Annotated in this window: 23 protein-coding genes and 3 tRNA genes; all 26 read right to left on the bottom strand. The window is 60.4% G+C overall.

All coding sequences use genetic code 11. The features are described from left to right. Nucleotides 1-692 precede the first annotated feature (692 nt). The 26 genes from BW686_RS21515 to fabF all read right to left on the bottom strand — a co-directional run bounded on the left by BW686_RS21515 (nt 693) and on the right by fabF (nt 24,503). Complete coding sequence (locus tag BW686_RS21515) at nt 693-1,514, bottom strand: DUF2242 domain-containing protein (protein WP_084919495.1); 822 nt, start codon at nt 1,512-1,514, stop codon at nt 693-695. A gap of 234 nt (nt 1,515-1,748) precedes the next feature. Beyond that, nucleotides 1,749-1,825 (bottom strand) — tRNA-Asp (locus BW686_RS21510). Nucleotides 1,826-1,940: 115 nt separating this feature from the next. Then, a tRNA-Asp gene (locus BW686_RS21505) sits at nt 1,941-2,017 on the bottom strand. Between the two features lie 59 nt (nt 2,018-2,076). Continuing rightward, a tRNA-Val gene (locus BW686_RS21500) sits at nt 2,077-2,152 on the bottom strand. A 149-nt stretch (nt 2,153-2,301) separates the two neighbouring features. Beyond that, the gene (locus BW686_RS21495) at nt 2,302-3,096 is read right to left on the bottom strand and encodes an SDR family oxidoreductase (protein WP_256899088.1); all 795 of its coding nucleotides are present in this window, start codon (nt 3,094-3,096) and stop codon (nt 2,302-2,304) included. Between the two features lie 8 nt (nt 3,097-3,104). Next, nucleotides 3,105-4,316: an O-succinylhomoserine sulfhydrylase gene (locus BW686_RS21490; protein ID WP_084919494.1), complete on the bottom strand. Its 1,212-nt coding sequence runs from the start codon at nt 4,314-4,316 to the stop codon at nt 3,105-3,107. Between the two features lie 20 nt (nt 4,317-4,336). After that, nucleotides 4,337-5,845, bottom strand: a complete 1,509-nt coding sequence (gene purF, locus BW686_RS21485) for an amidophosphoribosyltransferase (RefSeq protein ID WP_004657889.1) — start codon at nt 5,843-5,845, stop codon at nt 4,337-4,339. A gap of 12 nt (nt 5,846-5,857) precedes the next feature. Beyond that, entirely contained in the window at nt 5,858-6,445 is a 588-nt protein-coding gene (locus BW686_RS21480; protein WP_084919493.1) for a CvpA family protein, read from the bottom strand. Between the two features lie 118 nt (nt 6,446-6,563). Continuing rightward, on the bottom strand, nt 6,564-7,235 hold the full coding sequence (locus BW686_RS21475; RefSeq protein ID WP_084919492.1) for an SPOR domain-containing protein: 672 nt from the start codon (nt 7,233-7,235) through the stop codon (nt 6,564-6,566). Continuing rightward, nucleotides 7,219-8,523, bottom strand: a complete 1,305-nt coding sequence (gene folC / locus BW686_RS21470) for a bifunctional tetrahydrofolate synthase/dihydrofolate synthase (protein ID WP_084919491.1) — start codon at nt 8,521-8,523, stop codon at nt 7,219-7,221. The genes BW686_RS21475 and folC overlap by 17 nt, the downstream gene beginning before the upstream one ends. Next, nucleotides 8,520-9,440 carry an acetyl-CoA carboxylase, carboxyltransferase subunit beta gene (accD, locus tag BW686_RS21465; protein ID WP_084919490.1) on the bottom strand — a complete coding sequence of 307 codons (921 nt, stop codon included), beginning with the start codon at nt 9,438-9,440 and terminating at the stop codon, nt 8,520-8,522. Before accD ends, folC begins: the two co-directional genes overlap by 4 nt. Nucleotides 9,441-9,688: 248 nt before the next feature. Continuing rightward, nucleotides 9,689-10,309: a phosphoribosylanthranilate isomerase gene (locus BW686_RS21460; protein WP_084919489.1), complete on the bottom strand. Its 621-nt coding sequence runs from the start codon at nt 10,307-10,309 to the stop codon at nt 9,689-9,691. A gap of 60 nt (nt 10,310-10,369) precedes the next feature. Further along, nucleotides 10,370-11,194: a tRNA pseudouridine(38-40) synthase TruA gene (gene truA, locus BW686_RS21455; RefSeq protein ID WP_084919488.1), complete on the bottom strand. Its 825-nt coding sequence runs from the start codon at nt 11,192-11,194 to the stop codon at nt 10,370-10,372. A gap of 158 nt (nt 11,195-11,352) precedes the next feature. Further along, nucleotides 11,353-14,175, bottom strand: a complete 2,823-nt coding sequence (locus BW686_RS21450; RefSeq protein ID WP_084919487.1) for a FimV/HubP family polar landmark protein — start codon at nt 14,173-14,175, stop codon at nt 11,353-11,355. A 109-nt stretch (nt 14,176-14,284) separates the two neighbouring features. After that, on the bottom strand, nt 14,285-15,298 hold the full coding sequence (locus BW686_RS21445; protein WP_084919486.1) for an aspartate-semialdehyde dehydrogenase: 1,014 nt from the start codon (nt 15,296-15,298) through the stop codon (nt 14,285-14,287). 85 nt (nt 15,299-15,383) lie between these two features. Then, complete coding sequence (locus tag BW686_RS21440) at nt 15,384-15,944, bottom strand: DUF1285 domain-containing protein (RefSeq protein WP_084919485.1); 561 nt, start codon at nt 15,942-15,944, stop codon at nt 15,384-15,386. A 21-nt stretch (nt 15,945-15,965) separates the two neighbouring features. Next, complete coding sequence (locus BW686_RS21435; protein WP_084919501.1) at nt 15,966-16,568, bottom strand: DUF4823 domain-containing protein; 603 nt, start codon at nt 16,566-16,568, stop codon at nt 15,966-15,968. A gap of 122 nt (nt 16,569-16,690) precedes the next feature. Continuing rightward, the gene (locus BW686_RS21430; protein ID WP_084919484.1) at nt 16,691-17,353 is read right to left on the bottom strand and encodes a TetR/AcrR family transcriptional regulator; all 663 of its coding nucleotides are present in this window, start codon (nt 17,351-17,353) and stop codon (nt 16,691-16,693) included. 142 nt (nt 17,354-17,495) lie between these two features. Further along, complete coding sequence (locus BW686_RS21425) at nt 17,496-18,149, bottom strand: LysE family translocator (protein ID WP_084919483.1); 654 nt, start codon at nt 18,147-18,149, stop codon at nt 17,496-17,498. A gap of 335 nt (nt 18,150-18,484) precedes the next feature. Beyond that, nucleotides 18,485-19,270 (bottom strand): TatD family hydrolase, encoded by a 786-nt coding sequence (locus BW686_RS21420; protein WP_084919482.1) that lies wholly within the window; start codon nt 19,268-19,270, stop codon nt 18,485-18,487. A gap of 14 nt (nt 19,271-19,284) precedes the next feature. Next, nucleotides 19,285-19,641 (bottom strand): PilZ domain-containing protein, encoded by a 357-nt coding sequence (locus BW686_RS21415; RefSeq protein ID WP_005892245.1) that lies wholly within the window; start codon nt 19,639-19,641, stop codon nt 19,285-19,287. A gap of 34 nt (nt 19,642-19,675) precedes the next feature. Then, nucleotides 19,676-20,662 carry a DNA polymerase III subunit delta' gene (locus BW686_RS21410; protein ID WP_084919481.1) on the bottom strand — a complete coding sequence of 329 codons (987 nt, stop codon included), beginning with the start codon at nt 20,660-20,662 and terminating at the stop codon, nt 19,676-19,678. After that, nucleotides 20,655-21,287 (bottom strand): dTMP kinase, encoded by a 633-nt coding sequence (tmk, locus tag BW686_RS21405; protein WP_084919480.1) that lies wholly within the window; start codon nt 21,285-21,287, stop codon nt 20,655-20,657. The genes BW686_RS21410 and tmk overlap by 8 nt, the downstream gene beginning before the upstream one ends. Before the next feature lie 19 nt (nt 21,288-21,306). Then, nucleotides 21,307-22,440, bottom strand: a complete 1,134-nt coding sequence (mltG, locus tag BW686_RS21400) for an endolytic transglycosylase MltG (protein WP_084919479.1) — start codon at nt 22,438-22,440, stop codon at nt 21,307-21,309. Nucleotides 22,441-22,443: 3 nt separating this feature from the next. Next, nucleotides 22,444-23,259 carry an aminodeoxychorismate lyase gene (gene pabC / locus BW686_RS21395; protein ID WP_084919478.1) on the bottom strand — a complete coding sequence of 272 codons (816 nt, stop codon included), beginning with the start codon at nt 23,257-23,259 and terminating at the stop codon, nt 22,444-22,446. Further along, entirely contained in the window at nt 23,259-24,503 is a 1,245-nt protein-coding gene (gene fabF / locus BW686_RS21390) for a beta-ketoacyl-ACP synthase II (RefSeq protein WP_084919477.1), read from the bottom strand. The genes pabC and fabF overlap by 1 nt, the downstream gene beginning before the upstream one ends. Nucleotides 24,504-24,560 lie beyond the last annotated feature (57 nt).

The raw sequence follows: 24,560 nt of genomic DNA, 5'->3' as shown, positions 1-24,560 counted from the left end.
AAGAGGACGCAGAGCGTCCAGACCGGCATGCCCACGCGGAGCATGGGCACGATAGGTGTTCTCTGGGCACCCATGATTACCGTCCCGTCCCCACGCTCCAGCGTGGGGACGCAGTTCACGACGCTCTGCGTCGCAAGAGGACGCAGAGCGTCCAGACCGGCATACCCACGCGGAGCATGGGCACGATAGATGTTCTCTGGACACCCATGATTATCGTCCCCACGCTCCAGCGTGGGAATGCAGTTCACGACGCTCTGCGTCGCAAGAGGACGCAGAGCGCTCAGACCGGCAAGCCTACGCGGAACATGGGCACGATAGATGTTCTCTGGGCACCCATGATTATCGTCCCCACGCTCCAGCGTGGGAATGCAGTTCACGACGCTCCGCGTCGCAAGAGGACGCAGAGCGTTCAGACCGGCATGCCCACGCGGAGCATGGGCACGATGGATGTTCTCTGGGCACCCATGATTATCGTCCCCACGCTCCAGCGTGGGAATGCAGTTCACGACGCTCCGCGTCGCAAGAGGACGCGGAGCGCTCAGACCGGCATGCCTATGCGGAGCATGGGCACGATAGATGTTCTCTGGGCACCTATGATTATCGTCCCCACGCTCCAGCGTGGGAATGCAGTTCACGACGCTCTGCGTCGCAAGAGGACGCAGAGCGGCGCACACTCATGAAGACGCATTCCATTATTGCGCAGGCGCAGCCTCAGCAGGCGTGATGCTTTCTGCGGGCTCTGCCGCTGGCGCGTCGACTGTTTCTGCCTTGAAGGATGCAGGCTCGGCAGGCGCAGGCATGGGCTCGCTTGAAGCCGGCGGTGTCGACACGGCAGCGGGCTCGGTCTTGAGTGTCGTTTCTTCAGGTTTAGGTGCCGGGGCCAGCTTGGCCGGTTCGGCAGCTTTGGCCGGCTCCGCTGCGGCAGGTGCCGTGTCAGGAACACCCAGGTCAGCCTTGGGTTTTTCAACGATATGCGCAGCCTTCTTCACCTCCGGCGGCAGGAAGTTTTCCACCAGCCCGAAAAAGCGCTCGTAAAACTTCGCCGACGACACCGTTTCGCTGGCCACCTTGACCATCGAATCATCGGTGGAGCCGATTGGCATCGACACCGAACCCAGCACCCCTACCCCGAGGCTTGCCGAGTTGTTGGTCTTCTTCAGTGCATAACGGTCCTGCAGCGCGTTGGCGAACATGGTGGAGTTGCCATCCTTCATGTCGGCCGCACACACCAGATTGAAACTGATCTCGATGTGAGTATCACCGGTCTGTTGAAAGCTCTTGCGACCGGCGACCATCTTCGGGTCGTTGCTGGTAATGATGTAGCCTTGGCTCAGCAAAGCACGCCGCCCCGCCTCGCAATACGCCACGTCGGTCGCCGGGTAACTGCGCGAGAACGTTCCGGCGTCGTCGAAATGCTCGTGATCATAAATCGCCTGTTTCGGCGACGAACAGCCTGCTGCCGTCAACAGGACAGCGGCCCAGCATGCGGTGCGAAGGTTCAATAGCTTAAACATCGAAAATCCTGAGGAAGGAAGAGTCTGCCAGCAAGACTGCGAACTGGGAAATGGCGGTAAGTCTGCAACAAGGGAGACGTGGTATCAACGTACAGTTCAAAAGGATTTGGCCACACGACCTGATCCTGTGAACAAACCTTCCTTGAAACCGACCAAAACGCAGACAACAAAAAAGCGACCCTGGGGTCGCTTTCTTGTTTGCTTCAAGGAGTTCAAGGGCCTTGAAACGGTGTATGGCGCAGCGGACGGGACTCGAACCCGCGACCCCCGGCGTGACAGGCCGGTATTCTAACCGACTGAACTACCGCTGCGCATCGCTGTAAACCTGTTTGAAACAAACCTTCTATAGTTTGCTTCCTGTACACATGACTAAAAGACCCTTGGGTTTTTCAATCGCAGATCCGGATAACCCGATCTGTACAAATATGGCGCAGCGGACGGGACTCGAACCCGCGACCCCCGGCGTGACAGGCCGGTATTCTAACCGACTGAACTACCGCTGCGCATTGTATACGGTTTCTGCATTTGAAAGCCCTCATACTTCAGCTTTCAAACTCAACGATGGTGGGTGATGACGGGATCGAACCGCCGACCCGCTGCTTGTAAGGCAGCTGCTCTCCCAGCTGAGCTAATCACCCTTTGCTTCGTTGAGGCCGCGAAATTTACGCACCTAACGAACCTAAGTCAATAGCCTGATTGAAGTTTTTTGAAAAACCACTTCAATCGCACACTCTCTACCACACATCAAAAGAACAACACAGCGCCAATTCCAAGACACTGCGCCCAACTATTCGGCGTAGACCATCTTCCGCGTCATGCCGCCGTCCACAACAAACTCCTGGCCCGTCACGAAACCGGCATTTCGCGACAGCAACCAGGCGACCATTGCCGCCACGTCTTCAACCGTCCCCACCCTGCCGGCAGGATGCTGGGCATGGTCGGTCTCGGACAAGGGTTCGGCTCGACGCAAAGAAGGGTCACGCGCATCGATCCAGCCAGGGCTGACCGCATTGACCCGGATTTCCGGCCCAAGGCTGATTGCCAACGCATGCGTCAGGGCCATCAGCCCTCCTTTGCTGGCCGCGTAGGCTTCGGTATCAGGCTCGGACTGCATGGCGCGCGTGGACGTCAGGTTGACGATGCTGCCGCAGTGCGCACGCAAATAAGGGGCGCAATGCTTGGCCAACAACATCGGCCCGCCGAGATTGACCGCCAGCACCCGGTTCCAGTGCGACAGATCGAGGCTTTCGAGGGTGGTGTTGTGCGGGTCGGCAACCGCCGCGTTGCACACCAGCGCATCCAGGCGACCGAACTTCCTGAGCACTTCAGCCACGCCCTGGGCGACCTGTTCTTCGCTGGCGACGTCCATCGCGATGAACAGGGCGTTATCGCCCAGCACACCGGCCACTTTCGAGCCGCGGGCGCGATCCAGATCGGTCAGCACCACCTGCCAGCCCTCAGCAATCAGCCATGCCGCGATACCGAGCCCGATACCGCGAGCGGCACCGGTCACCAGCGCCACACGACCGTTGTGGGTGCCGGCAAATGTCAGCGCCCACGGCTGACCTGTTTCAGCACTCACCGGGTCACTCACAACGCCGCCAGACCGCGCGCAAGGTCGGCCTGAAGGTCGGCGACGTCCTCAAGGCCCACCGCCACACGGATCAGGCTGTCACGAATCCCGGCGGCTTCACGCTCTTGCGGCGCCAGACGACCGTGGGACGTGGTACTCGGGTGAGTAATCGTGGTTTTGCTGTCGCCCAGGTTGGCAGTGATCGAGATCAGGCGGGTGGCATCGATAAAGCGCCATGCGCCATCCTTGCCGCCTTTGACCTCAAAGCTCACCACCGCCCCGAAGCCCTTTTGCTGACGCTTGGCCAGTTCATGCTGCGGATGGCTCTTCAGCCCGGCGTAATGAACCTTCTCGATTCCATCCTGCTGTTCCAGCCACTCGGCCAGCGCCTGTGCGTTGGCGCAGTGCGCGCGCATCCGCAGGTTCAGGGTTTCGAGGCCCTTGAGAAAGATCCATGCATTGAACGGGCTGAGTGTCGGCCCGGCGGTGCGCAGAAAACCGACCACTTCCTTCATCTGCTCGCTGCGACCGGCGACCACACCCCCCATGCAACGGCCCTGGCCGTCGATGAACTTGGTGGCCGAATGCACGACGATATCCGCCCCCAGCAGCAGCGGTTGCTGCAAGGCCGGCGTACAGAAGCAGTTGTCGACGATCAGCATTGTGCCTTTGGCGTGGGCGATCTCGGCCAGGCCGGCGATGTCCACCAGCTCGGCCAGTGGATTGGAGGGCGACTCCACGAACAACATTTTGGTGTTGGCCTTGATCGCCGCTTCCCAACCGCTCAGGTCCGCGAGCGGAACGTAATCCACCTCGATGCCGAACCGCTTGAAATACTTGTCGAACAGGCTGATGGTCGAGCCAAACACACTGCGCGACACCAGAACGTGGTCTCCCGCACTGCACAGGCTCATGACCACCGCCAGTGTCGCCGCCATGCCGGTGGCCGTGGCGACCGCCTGCTCTGCACCTTCCAGCGCGGCGATGCGCTCTTCGAAAGAACGCACGGTCGGGTTGGTGTAACGCGAGTAGACGTTGCCCGGCACCTCACCGGCAAAGCGCGCGGCGGCATCGGCAGCCGTGCGGAATACATAGCTCGAGGTGAAGAACATGGGGTCGCCATGCTCGCCTTCCGGTGTGCGGTGTTGCCCGGCACGTACGGCGAGGGTATCGAAACCCACGCCTTCAAGGTCGCTGTCCAGCCGACCTGCATCCCATTCCTGAGTCATGCCGCCTACTCCTTGTCCGATTAGTTGTTGTACAGATCGATGATCGCGCTCACCGCCTGAGTCTTGATCTTGGAGGCGTCGTTACGTGCGCTCTCGATCCGGTTCAGGTAATGCTCGTCGATGTCACCGGTCACGTACTTGCCGTCGAAGACCGAGCAATCGAAGTTGTCGATCTTGATCTTCTTGCTGCCACTGACCGCTTCGATCAGGTCATTCAGGTCCTGATAGACCAGCCAGTCGGCGCCGATGAGGTCGGCAACATCCTGGGTGGAGCGGTTGTGGGCAATCAGCTCGTGAGCACTCGGCATGTCGATGCCGTAGACGTTAGGGTAGCGCACGGCCGGGGCCGCCGAGCAGAAGTAGACATTCTTGGCACCGGCTTCGCGGGCCATCTGAATGATCTGCTTGCAGGTCGTGCCACGCACGATGGAGTCGTCCACCAGCATCACGTTCTTGCCGCGGAACTCCAGCTCGATGGCGTTGAGCTTCTGGCGCACGGATTTCTTGCGCGCAGCCTGCCCCGGCATGATGAAGGTCCGGCCGATGTAACGGTTCTTGACGAAACCTTCGCGGAACTTGACGCCCAGGTGGTTGGCAAGCTCCAGCGCAGCGGTACGGCTGGTGTCCGGAATCGGGATGACCACGTCGATGTCGTGATCCGGACGCTCGCGCAGGATCTTGTCGGCCAGTTTCTCGCCCATGCGCAGACGCGCCTTGTAGACCGAGATACCGTCGATGATCGAATCCGGACGCGCCAGATAGACGTGTTCGAAGATGCACGGGGCGTACTTGGGGTTGGCCGCACACTGACGGGTATGCAGCTTGCCGTCTTCGGTGATGTAGACCGCTTCGCCCGGTGCCAGGTCGCGAATCAGGGTAAAACCCAGTACGTCCAGCGAAACGCTTTCCGACGCGATCATGTACTCGACACCTTCGTCGGTGTGACGCTGGCCGAACACGATAGGGCGAATGGCGTCCGGGTCGCGGAAACCGACGATGCCGTAACCGGTGATCATCGCCACGACCGCATACCCGCCACGGCAGCGATTATGCACGTCTGTTACCGCCGCGAAGATGTCCTCTTCGGTAGGCTGCAACTTGCCACGCACGGCCAGCTCATGGGCGAAGACGTTGAGCAGCACTTCCGAATCGGAATTGGTGTTCACATGGCGCAGATCGGATTCGTAAATCTCCTTGGCCAGTTGCTCGACGTTGGTGAGGTTACCGTTGTGCGCCAACGTGATGCCGTAAGGCGAGTTGACGTAGAACGGCTGAGCTTCGGCCGACGTCGAACTGCCCGCCGTTGGATAACGCACATGACCGATGCCCATATGCCCGACCAGGCGCTGCATATGGCGCTGATGAAACACATCACGCACCAATCCGTTGTCCTTGCGCAGGAATAACCGGCCATCGTGGCTGGTTACGATACCGGCAGCGTCCTGGCCGCGGTGCTGGAGGACGGTAAGCGCGTCATACAGCGCCTGATTGACGTTCGACTTGCCGACGATACCGACGATGCCACACATGCGACACAACCCCTACTTAGTGGAACTGGATTTACCGAGCACATCCTGCTGTGGTGTAGACGGCAGGATCTGTTCCTTGAACGGCAGATCAGCGGGTACGCTGATGCCGCTGGCAAGCCACTTGCTGGACATCCCGAGAATCAGGTTTTTCGACCAGTCAGCGACCATGAGAAATTGCGGCACCAGCCTGGACTGCTGCCACCATTGATCCTGTTGTACCGGCCCGAGGCTCAACAGCCCCACCGCTACAACGACAAGCAGGCCTCCGCGCGCTGCGCCGAAGACCATACCCAAAAAACGATCGGTCCCGGAAAGCCCGGTGACGCGAATCAGTTCGCCTATCAGAAAGTTGACCATGGCGCCCACCAGCAGGGTGGCGACGAAAAGAATGGTGCAGCTCGCAATGACGCGGGCCGACGGTGTGTCTATGTAATTGACCAGATACAGCGACAGCCCTGCCCCAAACATCCAGGCCACAACACCTGCAATGATCCACGTCGTCAACGACAGTGCTTCTTTTACGAAGCCGCGTTTCAGACTGATCAGGGCGGAGATGGCGACAATTCCCAGAATTGCCCAGTCAACCGGAGTAAATGGCACGTTGCAGCCTGCAGACAGATAAGGCGGCGCATTTTAGCAGAGCGCCTGCCTGCCGGTAAGCAGCGATTACCGGCAGGCAGCATTTTCCTTCGCAGCCAAGCCTCGAGGCGCCGGACGGTCAGCCGCGTTCTGGCTGAAAGCGCACCACAATTCCTTTGAGCTTCTGCTGCTTGTCGAGCTGATCGCGCAGGCGATCGGCTTCGGCGCGCTCGATCAACGGACCGACAAACACCCGATTCACGCCATCGGCGGTGCGAATATAGGCGTTATAGCCTTGGGTACGCAGGGTCTTTTGCAGGTTATCGGCATTGGCCCGGTTGGACATGCTCGCCAATTGAACCGACCAGCTGATCGACAGGCCGTTGGCATCGACGCCAGCCGGCGCAGCAGGTTTGGCGGGGGCCGCAGGTGCAGCCGGGGCCGGGGTGGCCGCAGGTGCGGGGGCAGGCTTGGCGGCCGGCTTGGGTGCAGGAGTCGCAGCAGCCGAGGGTGCGGCCTGGGTAGCAGGAGCTGGCGCGATAGGCATCGACGGCGGCTGATTGCTGCTACCACCTGCGTCACCCTCGCCCGGCACAGGCTCCTGAGGCAGAACCTGAGGTTCGGGAACCGGCACCGGATCGACCCGTACTTGCGAAGCTGCCGGGGCCTGAGGCGCAGAAGGCGCCTCGACCTGCACCTGGCGCGTCTCATCTTCACGCGTGAAAAGCATGGGCAGGAAAATGACCGCTACCGCGATCAGCACCAGCGCTCCAACCATTCGCTGCTTGAATACGTTATCCAGCAAAGCCATTTGCAGCGTCCTCATCGGTGTGCCGGGCCAACCATTCCAGGGCCTCGGCAACACAGTAAAATGAACCGAACAGCAGAATCTCGTCATCGGGCGTGGCGTGCGCGCACTGAGCCTCCAATGCCAGCGCAACACTCTGATAGGACGTCACGCGAGCCCCAAGGTTCTCCAGCGCCGAATGTAACTCTTCAGCGGAGCGGCTGCGCGACGTGGGCAGCGGCGCAACCGCCCATTCATCAATGACCGGCGACAGCGGCATGACCACACCATCAAGGTCCTTGTCGCTGAGCAGGCCGAACACGGCGAGACGCTTGCCGGCCACCGCGCGGCGAGCCAGGCGTTGCGCCAGAAAATCCGCAGCATGAGGGTTATGGCCTACATCCAGCAGCAGACTGAGCGGCTTGCCTTGCCAGAAGACGGTCCGACGGTCGAGACGGCCAGCCAGCCGGGTGTTAGCCAGAACCTGCCCCACTGCTTTCGATGACACCGGATAACCCAGCGAGGCAAACGCCTGAAGCGCCAGTGCGGCGTTCTGCATTGGCAGGTCCAGCAGCGGAAGATCGTGCAGCTCGACCTGCTCACCCTCCACAAGGCCACGCCAGCTCCAGCTGTCATGCCCTATCGAAAGATCGAAATCCTGACCCCGCAACAGCAACGGGCAACCCAGCTCACGCGCTTTCGCCAACAGAGGCTCCGGTGGCGCGGGGTCACCGCACAACGCAGGACAGCCGGAGCGGAAGATACCGGCCTTTTCGAACGCGACAGACTCACGGGTATCACCCAGGTACTCGGCATGATCGACACCGATGCTGGTGACCAGCGCGATGTCCGAATCAACCAGGTTCACGGCATCCAGACGCCCGCCCAGGCCGACTTCCAGAACAGCCACATCGAGCTGTGCGCGCTCGAACAGCCAGAACGCTGCCAGTGTGCCCATTTCGAAATACGTCAGGGTGACATCGCCACGGGCCGCTTCAACCGCGGCGAAGGCATCGCACAGTTCAGAATCGGTCGCCTCGAGGCCCTGCACCTTCACCCGCTCGTTGTAGCGAATCAGGTGCGGCGAACTGTAAACACCGACTTTCAGACCCCGGGACTGCAGCAAGGCTGCCAAAAAAGCGCAGGTCGACCCTTTGCCATTGGTGCCGGTCACCGTGATCACCTGACGCGCGGGACGCAGCAGTCCCAACTGCTGCGCTACCTGTCGGGAGCGATCCAGCCCCATGTCGATGGCGGAAGGATGCAGTTGCTCCAGATAAGCAAGCCAGTCGCCCAGGGACCCCGGGGTCATATCGAGGCGGGTGCCGGCGGAACGACGATAGGCTCGATGACCGGAGCAACAAAACGAGGAGTCGGCAGGTTCATCATCTGCGCCAACAGATTGCCCAGACGTGGTCGAAGCTCACTGCGCGCAATGATCATGTCGATAGCACCGTGATCCAGCAGGAACTCGCTGCGCTGAAAACCTTCCGGCAGCTTCTCGCGAACGGTTTGTTCAATGACGCGAGGACCGGCAAAACCGATCAGCGCCTTGGGCTCGGCAACAATGACGTCACCCAGCATGGCCAGACTCGCGGAAACACCGCCGTAAACAGGGTCGGTCAATACGGAGATGAACGGCAGCCCTTCTTCACGAAGACGCGCCAGAACAGCCGAGGTCTTGGCCATCTGCATCAGGGAGATGAGCGCTTCCTGCATGCGCGCACCGCCGGAAGCGGCAAAGCAGATCATCGGGCAGCGATTTTCCAGCGCGTAGTCGGCGGCACGAACGAAACGCTCGCCGACGATGGCGCCCATCGAACCACCCATGAAGGAAAACTCGAAGGCCGACGCCACCACAGGCATCCCCAGCAAGGTGCCGCTCATGGAAATCAGCGCATCCTTTTCGCCGGTCTGCTTCTGTGCAGCCGTCAGGCGGTCCTTGTACTTCTTGCCGTCACGGAACTTCAGACGGTCTACCGGCTCCAGGTCGACACCCAGTTCGGCACGGCCTTCGACATCCAGGAAGATGTTCAGGCGCGCACGCGCACCGATACGCATGTGATGGTTGCACTTGGGGCAGACATCGAGGGTCTTTTCCAGCTCGGGGCGATAAAGCACCGCTTCACAGGAAGGGCATTTGTGCCAGAGGCCTTCAGGGACCGAGCTCTTCTTGACCTCGGAACGCATGATCGATGGGATCAGTTTGTCTACCAACCAGTTGCTCATGCTTTCTATCTCCAGTACCGGTGTGGCTTGAACGGCCGACGATACACGCCAGTCGTACGCCCTCAGCTAAATTCGTATGGACGATGATCAAGGAACGGCGATCGACCCCAGGCCAGACCTGCACATTCCCTCACTCCGCTTCTTCACAACGACGACGGCGCACACAGGCACCCTCGCTTACTTGATTCGACCCGCATGTCTTGTGGCGGAACAGGCTTATGGACGGCGGCCGAAGCGCAACCGTCACATCAGACGCCCTGGACCGCACTCATGAACGCCAGGATCTTTTCGCGATCCTTGATGCCTTTGCTCTTTTCGACGCCGCCACTGACATCCACCGCATAAGGCCGGACCTGAGCGATGGCCTGCGCCACGTTGGCCGAGGTCAGCCCGCCCGCCAGAATGACCGGTTTGTCCAGGTCATCCGGAATCAACGCCCAGTCGAAGGTTTCTCCGGTGCCGCCCGGCACGCCTTCTACATAGGTGTCGAGCAACACGCCGCGTGCGTTGCGATAAGCGCGACAAGCCTGCGCTATGTCATCGCCCGCCTTGACCCGCAGGGCCTTGATGTAAGGACGATGGTAGCCGTCGCACGCTTCCGGCGTTTCATCGCCGTGAAACTGCAGCATATCCAGAGCAACGGCATCCAGCGTTTCGTTGAGCTCGCAGCGACTGGCATTGACGAACAGCCCGACGGTGGTCACGAATGGCGGCAAGGCGGCAATGATTGCCCGCGCCTGCAGTACCGTCACGGCACGCGGACTTTTGGGGTAAAACACCAGGCCAATCGCGTCGGCCCCGGCCTCGACAGCGGCCAGCGCATCTTCTATGCGGGTAATCCCGCAGATCTTGCTGCGAACGGCTGGCATATGGTGAAAACCTCAGACCTTTCGGAAAGTCCCGGATGTTAGCAAATGCTATCCGGATCGTCAGCCGTCCAATTCCGTAAAACCGGTAAGAAAGTGCGGACCGATGTAACGCTCGGGCAACGGGAACTCGTCGCGATACTCGACTTGCACCAGATAAAGCCCGTAAGGATGAGCCGTCACGCCACCGGTGCGTCGAACCCGGCTCTCGAGCACATCGCGCGCCCACTCGACCGGACGCTCGCCGGTGCCTATCGTCATCAGTACGCCAGCGATGTTGCGCACCATGTGGTGCAGAAATGCGTTGGCGCGCACATCGATCACGATCATCTTGCCGTGGCGGGTCACGCGCAAATGATGCAACTGCTTGACCGGCGATTTGGCCTGGCACTGCCCGGCACGAAAGGCACTGAAGTCATGAGTGCCGACCAGAAAGCCGGCTGCCTGGGCCATGCGCTCCACATCCAGCGGGCGATGATTCCAGGTGATCTCCTGATTCAAATGCGCAGGACGGATCTGATCGTTGTAGATCACGTAGCGATAGCGGCGAGCGATGGCTTTGAAGCGCGCATGAAAGTGGGCAGGCATGACCCTGGCCCAAGTGACGCTGACGTCGTGAGGCAGGTTGATGTTTGCCCCCATGACCCAGGCCTTCAGCGAACGCTCGGCTCGGGTATCGAAATGCACCACCTGCCCGCAGGCGTGTACACCAGCATCGGTACGCCCGGCACACATCAACGAAACAGGTGATGCGGCCACTTTGGACAGCGCATCCTCGAGCGTTTCCTGCACGGTGAGCACCCCGGAAGCCTGACGCTGCCAGCCGCAATAACGCGAGCCCTTGTACTCGACGCCCAGTGCGATTCGGGAAAAGCCCTCGGCTGCCATTTCGGCCGCCGGGTTATCTATGTTCGCCAAAGTGTTACAGCCTGTCGGTTCGCGAAAAGTCGGCCATTATAGGGCCGCAGAAAAAACACGCTACTCACACCGACGGCTGAACGGCAAACGGCCGCATAAGCGGCCGTCCGGGTGTGGATAAATGTCGATCAGACCAGTCGCGAAAGCATCTCCCGCGCTTCACTTTTCTGCCCGTCATCCCCTTCGGTGACCACCTCATCGAGAATGTCACGCGCCCCGTCTGCATCGCCCATGTCGATGTAGGCACGCGCCAGATCCAGTTTGGTCGCCGCCTCGTCAGTGCCGGCCATGAAATCGAAATCCGGCTCGTCATCCAGCGCAGCCGCGTCTTCGGCGGTAAACCTTGGCTCGTCGAGGGGCGGATGCTCCAGGTTCTGCGAAAGACGATCCAGTTCGGCGTTGACGTCATCGATTTCGGTCGCAAACGCCTGACTTGCCTGATCGGTTTCAATCTCATCGGCCAGTGACAGATCAAAGTCCTCAGGCAACTCCAGGTCGTCACTGATCGGTGGAACAGCCGGGGTCTCGACAGGTTCGACCGGGTCAGTGCCAAGACCCAGCAGGAAATCATCTTCGTTCTTGAGCGCCGGATCTTCTTCGGACAGGTCCAGATCGAAATCGGCAAGCTCGTCAGGCGTCGACGCGGCGCGCGCTTCCTCCTGCTCGCGCATGATCGACTCGAAGCTCAGTTCATCATCGTCAGGCACCGCCGATATGCTCGGCTCGTCCAGCATCAGCTCATCGACGTCATTCACGGTGGACACGTCAGCCGCAGGCGTTTCCTCGAACTCGTCCAGGCTCAAATCGAAATCATGGTCGAACGGGTCCGGATCTTCGACAGGCTCTGCAGCCAGCGGCGAAGCTTCCGGCTCGGCCACCGCAACGGGCTCTGGCTCAGCAACCTCGTCCTCCGAGTTATCGGCAAGCAGCTCTTCAACGTATTTGGCATCAAGCTCCGCAGCCAGTGCAGCAGCACTGGCTGCGGCAGCCGCCGCGGCGACAGCAGGTGCTGCCGACGCCGGAGCAGCTTCAGAAACCAGCGGCGCAACAACTGGCGCCTCGGGCTTCAGGGTCGAGTGACGTTCTTGCAGCTGCTCGACCTCAGCTTCAGGCTTTCCCGCAGCCACCAGTTTGCGCTCGTGAGCGGCGTAGGCCTTGTTGTTACCCTGCTCGGCGTAGATTTCCATCAGTTTGAGGCGGATATCATCACGCTGCGGATCTTCCTTGACGGCTTCCTCGAGCAACTCGATGGCCTGATTCATGCGGCCATACGCGATATGAATCTCGGCCTGAACCAGCGCATCGGCAGGACGCTCGCGCGCTGCCGCTGCGGCCGCAGCAGAACCGGCCCCCATGCGGACGTTCGGCGGCGGCACATCAAGCCCGTCGAAGCTGGCTTGCGGTGCATCCATGTCCATGTCTGAAACGAACTCGGACTCTTCAGCCAGTGCCCGCGCCATGCGTTTGTGTTTCTCGGCCTCAGCCTTCGCTGCACGACGACGGGCCAGAAACAGCAGCAGCAAGGCCAGTATCAGCAGCGCCGCGCCCCCGATCAGACCCAACAGCACCGGGTTGTCGAGAATTTTCTGCAGCGTGTCCTCTTCTTCGGGAACGACCACCGGCTCAACGGCCAGCGGCTGATCCGCCGCCGGAGTCGCCACCTGAGCCGCGCCTGCAGGCAACGCATCTTCAGGCGCAACCTCGCCAGCCGGTTTGACCGGAGCACCATTGGCATCCACCAGCGAAGCAGGCACCGCCGCATTGGCCGGCGTGGCTGCATCAGGGGTTGCAGCAGCAGGCGGCACAGCGGCTCCAGCTGCCTGCATCTTGGCCAGTTGACCGTTTTTCAGTTCGATCAGACGCTGAAGTTTGTCCAGCTGGCTTTGCAGATCATTCATCCGGCTTTTCAGCTCGGCGTTGTCACGGCGTGTGGTGTCGAGTGCTTCCTGAGCCACCGCCAGCTTGTTGCCGAGATCGCTGTCACCTGCTGCGCCTTTGGCTGCAGGCTTGCTGCCCGCCGACACCAGGCTGAGGTTGTCAGCGGTATCGACCTTGGAGGGTGCCGCGCCCGCGCGATCACGCCGGGTGGCGTCAACCTGACGCGGGCCAGCAGGCAGACGACGGCCTTCGCGCCAGGCACTGTACTGTCGGGAGACTTCGGCAATCGCTTGGGGCTGTGGCAGCGCAGCCGTTTGCTGAGGTGTCGGCAAACGCAGCACCTGGCCCTTTTTCAAGCGGTTGATGTTGCCACCGATGAACGCATCCGGGTTAAGCGCCTGAATCGCCAGCATGGTCTGCTGGACGGTTCCGCCTGTACGCACCTTTGCGGCAATTTCCCACAACGTGTCGTTATTGGCTGTCACGTATTGCGATGGCTTGTCGGCGGCAGGCGGTGGCAACGCCGCTGCGGGGGCGGCAGGTGCAGGGGCTGGTGCCTCGGGCGCCGACGCTTCTGCCGATGGCTCCACGGTCGCCAACTGCGCGGGAGCTGCCGGGGCCGCTGCGGGTGCCGGGGCAGGAGCAGCTGCGGCGGCCGCTGCTTCAGGGGAATACTTGGGCGGGTCCAGTAAAAGACTGTAGTCACGTACCAGTCGGCCGTTTGGCCAGAGCACCTGAACCAGAAACTTCACATAAGGCACACGCACCGGCTTGCTGGACGTAATGCGCAGGACACTTCGGCCATTGGGAGTGATGACCGGGGTAAACGAAAGATCGTTGAGCAACTCCTGACGGGAGACCCCCAACTGAGCAAAGTCGGCGGTAGTTGCCAGGCTGGGGACAATTTGCGCAGCATTGAGCCCTTGCGCATCAGTCAACTCGATTTCCGCTACCAATGGCTGATTCAGGGTCGACTTGACCGACAATTCCCCGAGCCCCAGCGCCTGCGCCATTCCCGATGACAGCGCTGAAGCCGCAGCGATTGCTAATACCAGTTTACGAACCTGAACCATAGCCCATCCCTTGTTTAAAGATTCCCCGATATCCGGAGAGGTAGTCCTGCATTTGGGTGTAAGGCGTGTCGCCGCTAAAACATTTATTCACAGTGTTGCCAAGTATCTTTTACACATAGTCTTTTATCAACAATTCGCCAACCTGCACAGCATTGAGCGCAGCGCCTTTACGCACGTTATCCGACGTCAGCCACAGATTGAGCTGTTCAGGATCGTCTGTTCCGGAGCGGACCCGGCCTACATAGACCACATCCTGCCCTACCGCATCGCCCACCGGCGTCGGGTAATCACCGGCCTCAACCAGTTCGACTCCGGCAGCGGCTTCAAGTGCAGCATTGACCGCCGTCACATCCACCGGCCCGGCCGTTCGCAGCGCAACAGTAAAACTGTCGCCGAAAAACACCGGCACCTGAATGCAAGTGGCCGATACGTTCAGCGACGGCAGCGCGAGCAGTTCGCGCAGCTCATTGACCAGACGCCTTTCCAGCGGGAGGTGCCCCGATTCATCGGGTGTACCGACCTGGGCCAGTACGTTGAACGCCATCTGACGATCAAAAAAGCGGGTTTCCAGAGGGCGGACATTCAACAACTCAGTGGTCTGGCGCGCCAGTTCACTGACGCCTTCGCGCCCCAGTGCCGACACCGCCAGACACGCCGTGACCGTCACGGACCGGATATCCATCAGCGCACGCAACGGGGCCAAGGCCAGCGCAACCGCCGTGGCAGCCGCGCTCGGGCTGGCCACCAGACATGGCGCGACGCCATTATTCTCCAACAGCGTAGTATTGATTTCCGGCACGACATTGAGTGCCTGCGCAAACGTGAAGGCGCCTGAAAGATCGACAACCGAGCAGCCTGCGGCGACTGCCTTTTCGGCGTGGCTGCGACTGATCGCCGGGCCGGCCGCAAAGAACGCCATCCGGACGGTACTGAAGTCAAACGCATCGACTTCACGTACGCGCACATTCTTGCCTCGAAACGGCACCGAATGACCGGCAGAGTCGATGCTTGCCAGCAAGTGCAGAGTCCCTACCGGAAAATTACGCTCTTCCAGAACCTGAACAACGGTTTCGCCGACAGTACCGGTTGCGCCGACGACAGCGATATCAAAGGACTGGCTCATGCAAAAACCTCAGGGAAATCAGGGAGCGGCACTTTAACCGCCGCACCGCCACCAGGCAATTCGAGCGGGCGAATAAGCGTTTTTTTCAAGGCTCAAGGCCAATGGGGAAAAATATTCCGTGGCTCCAGACGCCCAGCCACTGCTGTCCGTCAATCTCGCGTGACACTGCCAGCTCGACCAGTTGGTAGAACACATTCCGGTGAATCAGGGCGTCGAGATTGCTCCGCACATGGACATACGGCGCCGGCTCTTCGGTGTGGGGATCCGTCACGACACGGAGCGGATGGTCCGGCCCGGCTTCGGTCTCGTCGTCAACATTGGTTCGAAAGCGCAACACCTGCGCCTCGCCCTCCCCCGATACTTCGAGGCTGATTGCGATAAAAGGCGCATCGTCGACCTTGATGCCGACTTTCTCTACCGGCGTAACAAGAAAATAATCATCCCCGTCGCGCCGCATGATGGTCGAGAACAGCCTGACCATCGGCTTGCGGCCAATCGGCGTCCCTTGGTAATACCAGGTCCCGTCACGGGCGACACGCATGTCGATGTCACCACAAAAATCCGGATTCCATAGGTGAACAGGCGGCAACCCCTTGGTTTTGGGGATCTGCGCAAACAGATCGCCTGCCTTGTCTGGATCTGTCACTCGATTCTCCTGAAGCCGGTTCTAGCGCTCAACGCCTAAGAGTGTACGAGCGTAGTCTTCAAGGGGCGGACCGAGCAAATCTTCGGGGCTTGTGTCGTACAGCGTCAGCAATCCGCCACGGCTGCGAATGCGGGCGCTGTCGATGAGGTAACGGGTGCTGGTCTCGATCAGCATGAGCTGAATGACACCACTGTCGACGCCCAGGCGATCGACCGCTTCCTGATCGGCCCACTGATCACCATTGCCAATGCGGTCATCTGCCTTGGCGAAACGGGTATAGAGCAGATAATGCGCGCCGGCACTGCGCGCCTCGGTCATGGCTTCGTCCAGCCCCAGCGGGGCACGCGCACGGCGGACCATCGGAAAATATTCGACAAAGCCCTTGAACGCCTCCTCGGCCACGACATTGGGACGCGGGTAGGCATTGCCTGGCGGCACGAAAGCGCCTTGAGCGATGTAGATAAAGGAGTCGGGCTGCACGCGCCAGTTGGCAGTGCGGCGGGTATTGCTGTGGTCGAGCAGACCTGCGTCGCTGAACTGCTCGCGAACACCTTCGCCCATGTCACTGACTTTCATGCAGCCGCTCAACGCTATAAGCGCGAGCAGCAGAACCAGGCTACGCATCATCCCCTCCCAGATGCCGGTGACGGAAAACCGGCGAATGGTCGTCGGATGCAGCTTCCGCGCCATCTCTGAGGCGGGCCGCAGCAAAGCCTGGAAGCACCTCTTCAAACCTGGCCGGCGTACTATTCCGCAGCGGGGGCAGGCTTGGGTTCTGCAGACACGTCGATGTCACGCTTGCGCTTGTTGCCCATGCGCACGCCAATGTCCATGAGGAAGTTGAAAAAGCCTTCCTGATCTTCCAGCACGTTGCTCCAGAACGGCGAGTGGTACAGCGCAACCGCGCCATGCACCAGCGCCCAGGCAGCACAGTAGTGGTAGTAAGGCGGAACGTCTTCAAGCTTGCCTTCGGTGATGCGGCCCTTGATCAGCAGCGTCAGGTGTTCGAAGTTGGAGGCGCGGATCTTGTGCAGCTCTTCGACCAGCTCTGGCACCTGATTGCCCTTGACCACTTTTTCTTCCAGGCGATCGAACAGGCGATAGCGCTGTGGATCGCGCATGCGGAATTCGAAGTAGGCCCGCGAAAGCGCCTCCTTGTCCTTGTCGACGTCGGCAGAATGCAGCAGTTCGTTCAAATCACGCTCGTAGTCGAGCATCAGGCGAAGGTAGATTTCCGCCTTGGACTTGAAGTGCTTGTAGATGGTCCCTTTGCCAATGCCGACGGCGTCCGCGATCATCTCGACGGTGACGCTGTCTTCACCCTGCTCCAGGAAAAGCTTTAGCGCGGTGTCGAGAATTTCCTGCTCACGGCGACGAAATTCACGGACCTTACGAGGTTCTTTCTGCATGAGGAGGTCTGTCAGGATCGAAATCGAAGCCGGGTATTATGCCCAATCGGCGCTAAATTGCACGGATCATCGATGTTTTCGAGCTATATGAATCCGACTCTGAATGAACCGGCATGCGCGAGTACACGCACCGACTGCCAGGTTAAAGAGCGGGCAGCGAGGGGGATGCGGCGACAAACTCCATGTACCCGGTGATCACGACATACAGCGTGAAATAGGCGAAGATCAACGCTGACGCGATGTAAGACCAGCGCAGCATTCGTTCCCCCATGAATCGTCCACCCTGATGGGCCAGTGCGCATAAGGTGATCGACCAGACCACGCCTGCTGCGACAAAACCGGCCAGGAACGTGGAGGCACTGGCCAGATCCGACCCTTGCCGGGCGATGAGTGCGCCGCCGACCGCCGCGAACCAGAGAATGGCGCTGGGCGACGACATGGCCAGGAAGATCCCGCGCAGAAACAGCGCCAGACCGGACTTCTCGGTCCCGACCGCCTGATCACCGAGGCCCGCGCTGACAGCGGTTGCACTCATGATCATCCTGAAACAGAACCAGGCCAGAACGGCGGTTCCGCCGAGCCAGAGCACGTAGCGCACAGCCTCATACTGAAGAAGCACCGCCATACCGAGCATGGCCAGAACGGCATACACCAGATCGCCGACGCATGTCCCCAACCCCAGCCAGAGACCTTTGGAAAAGCCACGCTGCATGGACAACGTGATCATGGCGATATTGGCCAGACCGATATCCAGACACAACGACAGACTCAACAGAAAACCGTTGGAAAACTCCACTGACAACCTCGACCAGCCCAATGACGTATGTGTAGCGATGATCAGGACGCGCAGCACAGAGGGGCGTACGATTGATCGTTGATTGGCACGCCCTCTTGCGTTTATCCAGGACTCAAGAACCGTTTTAGTATTCCAAAACTGTTTAAAAAACGACCATCGGGCACTGGACGGCTGTCCATCCTGGTCAATACTTAAAGCGCTGGCGCCTCATTCCCCCCAAATGAGGCGCCTGCAAAGGCACCAACGGACCGCGTGCCTTTGTTTACTCCTAATGGTCTTGACCCGGCTTCACCCCCCAGAATCCGGGTTTTTTTTGCCCGCGATTTATCGCCTTCTCAGGTTTGAAGATGTGCCAGCGGGAACAGGCGAGCAAAGTTGGCGGTGGTCTGCTCGGCAAAGCGCTCATAAGACTCGCCGCGTAACATTGCCAGAAACTCTGCCACCTCACGTACGTACTGCGGCAGATTGGGCTTGCCCCGATAGGGAATGGGAGCGAGGTAAGGCGAATCGGTCTCGACCAGCAGACGATCCGCGGGCACCTGCCTGGCCACATCACGCAGGGCGTCGGCGTTGCGAAACGTGACGATACCCGACAGCGAGATGTAATAACCAAGGTCCAGCGCCGCCCTGGCCATTTCCCAGTCTTCGGTAAAGCAATGCAGCACGCCCGCCCAAGGCAGGGACGCTTCACGCAGAAGGCTCAAGGTGTCGGCGCGAGCGCCGCGGGTATGGATGATCACCGGCTTTTCAGTGATTCTGGCCGCTTCAAGATGCACCCGGAAGGACGCCTGTTGCAGCTCGGCGGCCTCGGGCTCGTAGTGGTAATCCAGACCGGTTTCACCAATCGCCACCACACGCGGGTGGTCCAGTTCCTTGAGCAGCCAGTCCAGCGGGGGCATTTCACCCGGTTTGACGTCCAGCGGATGAATGCCGACCGAGCAGTCTACATCGTCATAGCGTTCGGCAAGCGCCTTGACAGCGCCCGCATTGTCGGCGCTGACGCCGATGCACAGAAAATGCCCCACCCCTCTGCCCCGCGCGGCCTCAAGGGCTGCATCCAGGGAGCCATCGTGCTGGGTGAGGTCAAGGCGATCAAGGTGACAGTGAGAATCTACAAGCATGGGCAAGGGCACAACTACATCGTATGGGTTGGACGATCGGACTTGAGAGCACCGACCAGATGGGTTTCGATCAGGTTGCGGGCGGTGTTGTCGCCATCGTTGAATTGCACACCGACGCCAGCGGTCCGGTTGCCCTGCGCGCCTTTCGGCGTGATCCAGGTCACCCTCCCCGCCACAGGAACCTTTTCTGGCTCATCCATCAGGTTGAGCAGCATGAACACTTCATCGCCCAGCTTGTAGCTTTTGCTGGTAGGAATGAACAGGCCGCCATTTTTGATGAACGGCATGTACGCCGCGTACAGCACGGATTTGTCCTTGATGGTCAAGGACAGAATGCCATTACGTGGACCTGTGTTAAGCGGCAGACTCATGACAACACCTCGAAGGTTCCGGATAACGCTCAGTCTACGCCTGTCCCGGCAGCCCTGCCCACTGCACCAGCAGCGCTTCGAGCAGCAATACGCGGTTGAGGTTGGCCTTGGACATGACTTTCTGGCGCTGCGCCAGTATCCAGTCCTGAATCTCCAGCACCTTGCCGCGCGTCGACTTCTGCGCCAGATACTGAACGACCTTGCGCATGTCGCCCAACCCCAGGCCGTCTTCGTCCTGGGTCATCTGGTAGCGCAGGATCAGGTGCGACCAGTCACAGAACCAGTCAAACAGCAGCAACAACGGGATGTCTTTCCAGCCCTCGGCGAGCTGGGTAGCCGATTGCTGTTGCTTGAGCAGCTTCTTCACACCGTCCACCACCAGTGCGCGCTGTTCGCGAACGCCTTGGGCCTGGAGCGAGACGGCCGCCAAGGGTGAGCCGGCGGCGAGTGTCAGCAATTCAAAACGCTCTTCCGGCGTGCAATCGGGCAACGCGCCGCTCAGCCAGTCAAGGCTCATCTGCTCGCCGGGCAACGGGCATGCCTGCTGCACGCAACGGCTCTTGACCGTGGGCAGCAATCGGCTCGGCTGGTGGCTGACCAGCAACAGGACAGTATTGCCCGAGGGTTCTTCAAGGCTTTTCAGCAAGGCGTTGGCCGCGTTGATATTCATGGCCTCGACCGGCTCGACCAGCACCACCTTGCGCCCGCCCATCTGAGCGGTCTGCACGACGAAACTGACCAGATCACGCACCTGATCGACCTTTATCGGTTTGTCTGCCTCTTCCGGCTCCAGCACATAATTGTCCGGATGGCTGCCCGCCAGCAGCAACAGGCAGGACTTGCATTGCCCGCAAGCGTCAAGCCCGTCAGGCGCCTTGCACAGCAGACTGGCCATCAGACGCTCGGCCAATGCGCGCTTGCCGATACCGGCAGGACCGTGCAGCAGATAGGCATGAGCATGCTGAGCACGGCCCGCCATCTGCTGCCAAAGCGATTCCTGCCAGGGGTAGGCTTCAGCCACGTCGCAGCTCCAGCATCTGAGGCAGCAGCGTGTCGAGAAACGCCTGAACTTCAGCCAGTGTCTGCGCAGCATCCACCAGCCGATAGCGCGCAGGCTCGGCCTTCGCGCGCTCCAGATAGGTGCTGCGCACGGCGTCAAAGAACGCCCGGCCTTCCTGCTCGAAGCGATCCAGTCGACCGCGAGCCGCGGCGCGCGCCAGACCGACTTCCACGGGCAGATCGAACACCAGCGTCAGGTCCGGGCGCAGATCGCCCTGTACAAATTGCTCCAGCGTCGCGATGCGCTGGTGAGACACACCACGTCCGCCGCCCTGGTAGGCGTAGGTTGCATCGGTGAACCGATCACAAAGCACCACTTCACCCCGCGCCAGAGCAGGACGAATAACCTCGGCCAGGTGTTGCGCACGTGCGGCGAACACCAGCAGCAGCTCGGCGTCGGCGCTCATGCTTTCGTCACTGGGCGCCAGCAACAGCTCGCGAACGCGCTCGGCCAGCGGAGTACCGCCCGGTTCGCGTGTCAGCAGGACCTGAATACCCTGCGCCCGCAATTGCGCCGCCAGGTAATCGCGATTGGTGCTTTTGCCGGCACCTTCAGGACCTTCGAGGGTGATAAACAAGCCAGTCACAGGTCATCCTTAGTTTTCATCATTGCGCATCAGCCCCGGATTGCGGCGCGTCTGGCTCGGTCTTGGTGTCGGGCTGCGCAGCAGGCGAGCCGGTTTCAGGCGTCACCGCAGGTGCAGCAGCGGGCGCAGGGCTGGAGCGATAATCTGCACGGCGCTTGATCTGGTACTCACGCACCGCTGCGTTATGAGCGTCCAGGTCGTCCGAAAATACATGACTGCCGTCGCCCTTGGCCACGAAATACAGGCTGCTGCCAGACACCGGGTTGAGCGCGGCATGAATGGCTTCGCGCCCTACCAGCGAAATCGGTGTCGGTGGCATACCGGCGATGACATAGGTGTTGTAAGGCGTGGCTTCCTTGAGGTCGGCGCGGGTCAGCTTGCCATTATAGCGCTCGCCCATGCCGTAGATCACCGTGGGGTCGGTCTGCAACTGCATGCCCAGCTTCAAGCGACGCACGAAAACGCCTGCGATCTGACCGCGCTCCTGAGGCACGCCGGTTTCCTTCTCGACCAGCGAGGCCATGATCAGCGCCTGATAAGGCGTGGAATAAGGCGCCTCTGACGATCTCGCGTTCCATTCCTCATCCAGCACTTCTTCCAGGCGGGCATAAGCCTGCCTGAGCAGCTCGGCGTCGCTCATGCCGCGCACATAGCGATAGGTATCAGGAAAGAAACGGCCTTCAGGGAACACGTCGGGATGGCCGATTTTCGCCATCAACTCGCTGTCGGACAAGCCTGCAAGCGTCTGATCGAGCTTGGCCTGTTTGGCCAGCGCGGCGCGGACCTGACGGAAGTTCCAGCCTTCGACCAGGGTAACGCTGTATTGCACGACTTCTTTGCGCTTCCAGACATCGAGCAGGCCTTTGACGTTCATGCCCGGCACCATGCGGTATTCGCCGCTGTGCAGTGACTGCCCCGACAGGTTGAAGCGCCAGTAGAGCCGCAACCAGAACGCGTCTTTGATCACGCCATCGGCCTGCAGACGGTTGAGAACACCCGTCGGCGTCGAACCGGCCGGCACGTCCAGCAGTTGCTCTTGAGCCACGTTGAGTGGCTGCTCCAGAGCCTTGTTCTGCTGCCAGAACGCAAAGCCGAGCAGCAGGCCCGCCAGAACAATGGCAGTTTCCAGCAACACCAATAATTTTCGGATCACAGATCAGATATCCAGAAGGGTGCGAGCAATACCTTGCAGTTTACGGGTGAGCGGACCAACCGCCCAGTTCAGCGCTGAAAAACCGCACACAGGCCAGACGCCGTAGACGCTATTGCATAGAAACACTTCGTCTGCCGATTCAAGGTCAGGCAAGTGCAAGTCACGGATTTCGACAGTCAGACCCAGATTTCGTGCCTGATCCAGCAACTCGGCACGCATCACGCCTGCGACCCCGCAACGGCTGAGGTCGGCGGTCAGCAAACGGCCTTCGCTGACCAGAAACAGATTGCTGTAGACACCTTCGATCAAGCGCCCCGAGGTATCGCGCATCAGGCCCTCGGCATGCTCATTGTCGCGCCATTCGGAGCGCGCCATGACCTGCTCCAGACGATTCAGGTGCTTGAGCCCGGCCAACAGCGGCTGTTCGGCCAGACGGGTCTGACAGGCAAACAGGCGCACACCTTGCTCGGCATGCGCAGCAGGGTAAGCCGGCGAAGCGCTGCCTTGAAGAATCCGGCGTGGCTGAGAATCAGGGGCGGGTGCGTAACCGCGCTGGCTGTCGCCGCGGGTCAGCATCCGCTTCATGACGCCGTCGCCGAGCTCGGCGGCAAAGAGGGACATTTCCGCACGTACCAGCGCCTGATCAACCGGTATCATCAGGCGCTGACAGCCTGCTTCAAAGCGCTGCAGATGGCGCTCAAAGAGCAATGGTCGGCCAGCCTTCACGGCGATGGTTTCGAACACTCCATCACCGTACGCCAGCCCCCTGTCCTTGACAGACAGCTGGCCTGCAGGCCGACCATCAACCCACTCGGGCATTACTCTGTGAACCGGCGGAATACCAGCGAGCCATTGGTGCCACCGAAACCGAAGGAGTTCGACAGCACGACATCAATCGGCATCCGACGCGCTTCGTGGGGCACGAAGTCCAGATCGCAGCCTTCGCTTGGCTCATCCAGGTTGATGGTCGGCGGCGCGACCTGATCAACCATCGCCAGCACACTGAAAATAGCCTCGACGGCCCCGGCGGCACCCAGCAAATGGCCAGTCATCGACTTGGTCGAGCTGACTGCCAGTTTATAGGCGTGATCACCGAAGACCGACTTGATGGCCGACGCTTCGGCGAGATCGCCCGCAGGCGTCGACGTACCGTGTGCGTTGATGTATTGCACCTGATCAGGATTGACCTTGGCGTCACGCAGCGCATTGACGATGCAGCGTGCAGCACCGGCGCCATCATCGGGTGGCGAAGTCATGTGGTACGCGTCGCCGCTCATGCCAAACCCGACCAGCTCGGCATAGATGGTCGCGCCGCGCGCCTTGGCGTGTTCGAGCTCTTCAAGCACCATCGCACCGGCACCGTCGGACAGAACAAAGCCATCACGGCCCTTGTCCCAGGGACGGCTGGCACGGGTCGGGTCGTCGTTTCGTGTCGACAGCGCACGCGCCGCGCCGAAACCGCCAAGACCGAGACCGCAGGCTGCCATTTCAGCGCCACCGGCAATCATCACGTCCGCTTCGTCATAGGCAATGTTGCGTGCCGCCATGCCGATGCAGTGAGTCGCCGTGGTACACGCCGTCGCGATGGCATAGTTAGGCCCCTGCGCACCCAGATGGATAGACAGGAAACCGGAAATCATGTTGATGATCGAGCCCGGCACAAAAAACGGCGAAATCCGTCCAGGGCCTTGCTCGTGCAGCAGACGACTGCTGTTTTCGATGTTGGTCAGACCACCGATGCCCGAACCCATGGCCACGCCGATGCGTTCACGGTTGGCATCCGTGACTTCAAGGCCGGCATTACGCACCGCCTGAAAGCTGGCCGCCAGGCCATACTGAATGAAGAGATCGAGCCGACGCGCTTCTTTGGGCGCCAGGTACTCCTCGACGTTGAACCCCTTGACCGAACCGCCGAAGCGGGTGGTGAAGGCTGACAAGTCCGTGTGCTCGATAAGGCCAATGCCACTGCGGCCCGCCAGAATGCCTTGCCAACTGCTGGGCACGTCATTGCCCAGTGGCGAAAGCATGCCCATCCCGGTGACCACGACGCGTCTACGCGACACAGGACTCTCCTTCTCTCTTGTTTACGGAACAATCACAGCGTTTTCTAAAGAAAAAAC

Origin of the sequence: Pseudomonas syringae, assembly GCF_002157375.1 — a bacterium.
Classification (GTDB): Bacteria; Pseudomonadota; Gammaproteobacteria; order Pseudomonadales; family Pseudomonadaceae; genus Aquipseudomonas; species Aquipseudomonas syringae_T.
Note: the sequence above shows the minus strand (reverse complement) of the source record. Positions and strands in the feature narration are given on the sequence as shown.

Coding starts and splice junctions, on each gene's coding strand:
- BW686_RS21430 (WP_084919484.1), bottom strand. CDS start 17,353: ATGCAGAAAGAACCTCGTAAGGTCCGTGAATTTCGTCGCCGTGAGCAG.
- BW686_RS21460 (WP_084919489.1), bottom strand. CDS start 10,309: ATGCCAGCCGTTCGCAGCAAGATCTGCGGGATTACCCGCATAGAAGAT.
- pabC (WP_084919478.1), bottom strand. CDS start 23,259: ATGCCCGAGTGGGTTGATGGTCGGCCTGCAGGCCAGCTGTCTGTCAAG.
- BW686_RS21445 (WP_084919486.1), bottom strand. CDS start 15,298: ATGAGCCAGTCCTTTGATATCGCTGTCGTCGGCGCAACCGGTACTGTC.
- folC (WP_084919491.1), bottom strand. CDS start 8,523: ATGACCCCGGGGTCCCTGGGCGACTGGCTTGCTTATCTGGAGCAACTG.
- truA (WP_084919488.1), bottom strand. CDS start 11,194: ATGGCAGCCGAGGGCTTTTCCCGAATCGCACTGGGCGTCGAGTACAAG.
- BW686_RS21490 (WP_084919494.1), bottom strand. CDS start 4,316: ATGACTCAGGAATGGGATGCAGGTCGGCTGGACAGCGACCTTGAAGGC.
- BW686_RS21415 (WP_005892245.1), bottom strand. CDS start 19,641: ATGAGTCTGCCGCTTAACACAGGTCCACGTAATGGCATTCTGTCCTTG.
- accD (WP_084919490.1), bottom strand. CDS start 9,440: ATGAGCAACTGGTTGGTAGACAAACTGATCCCATCGATCATGCGTTCC.
- BW686_RS21475 (WP_084919492.1), bottom strand. CDS start 7,235: ATGGCTTTGCTGGATAACGTATTCAAGCAGCGAATGGTTGGAGCGCTG.
- BW686_RS21435 (WP_084919501.1), bottom strand. CDS start 16,568: ATGCGTAGCCTGGTTCTGCTGCTCGCGCTTATAGCGTTGAGCGGCTGC.
- BW686_RS21420 (WP_084919482.1), bottom strand. CDS start 19,270: ATGCTTGTAGATTCTCACTGTCACCTTGATCGCCTTGACCTCACCCAG.
- BW686_RS21450 (WP_084919487.1), bottom strand. CDS start 14,175: ATGGTTCAGGTTCGTAAACTGGTATTAGCAATCGCTGCGGCTTCAGCG.
- BW686_RS21515 (WP_084919495.1), bottom strand. CDS start 1,514: ATGTTTAAGCTATTGAACCTTCGCACCGCATGCTGGGCCGCTGTCCTG.
- purF (WP_004657889.1), bottom strand. CDS start 5,845: ATGTGTGGCATCGTCGGTATCGTCGGCAAGTCGAACGTCAATCAGGCG.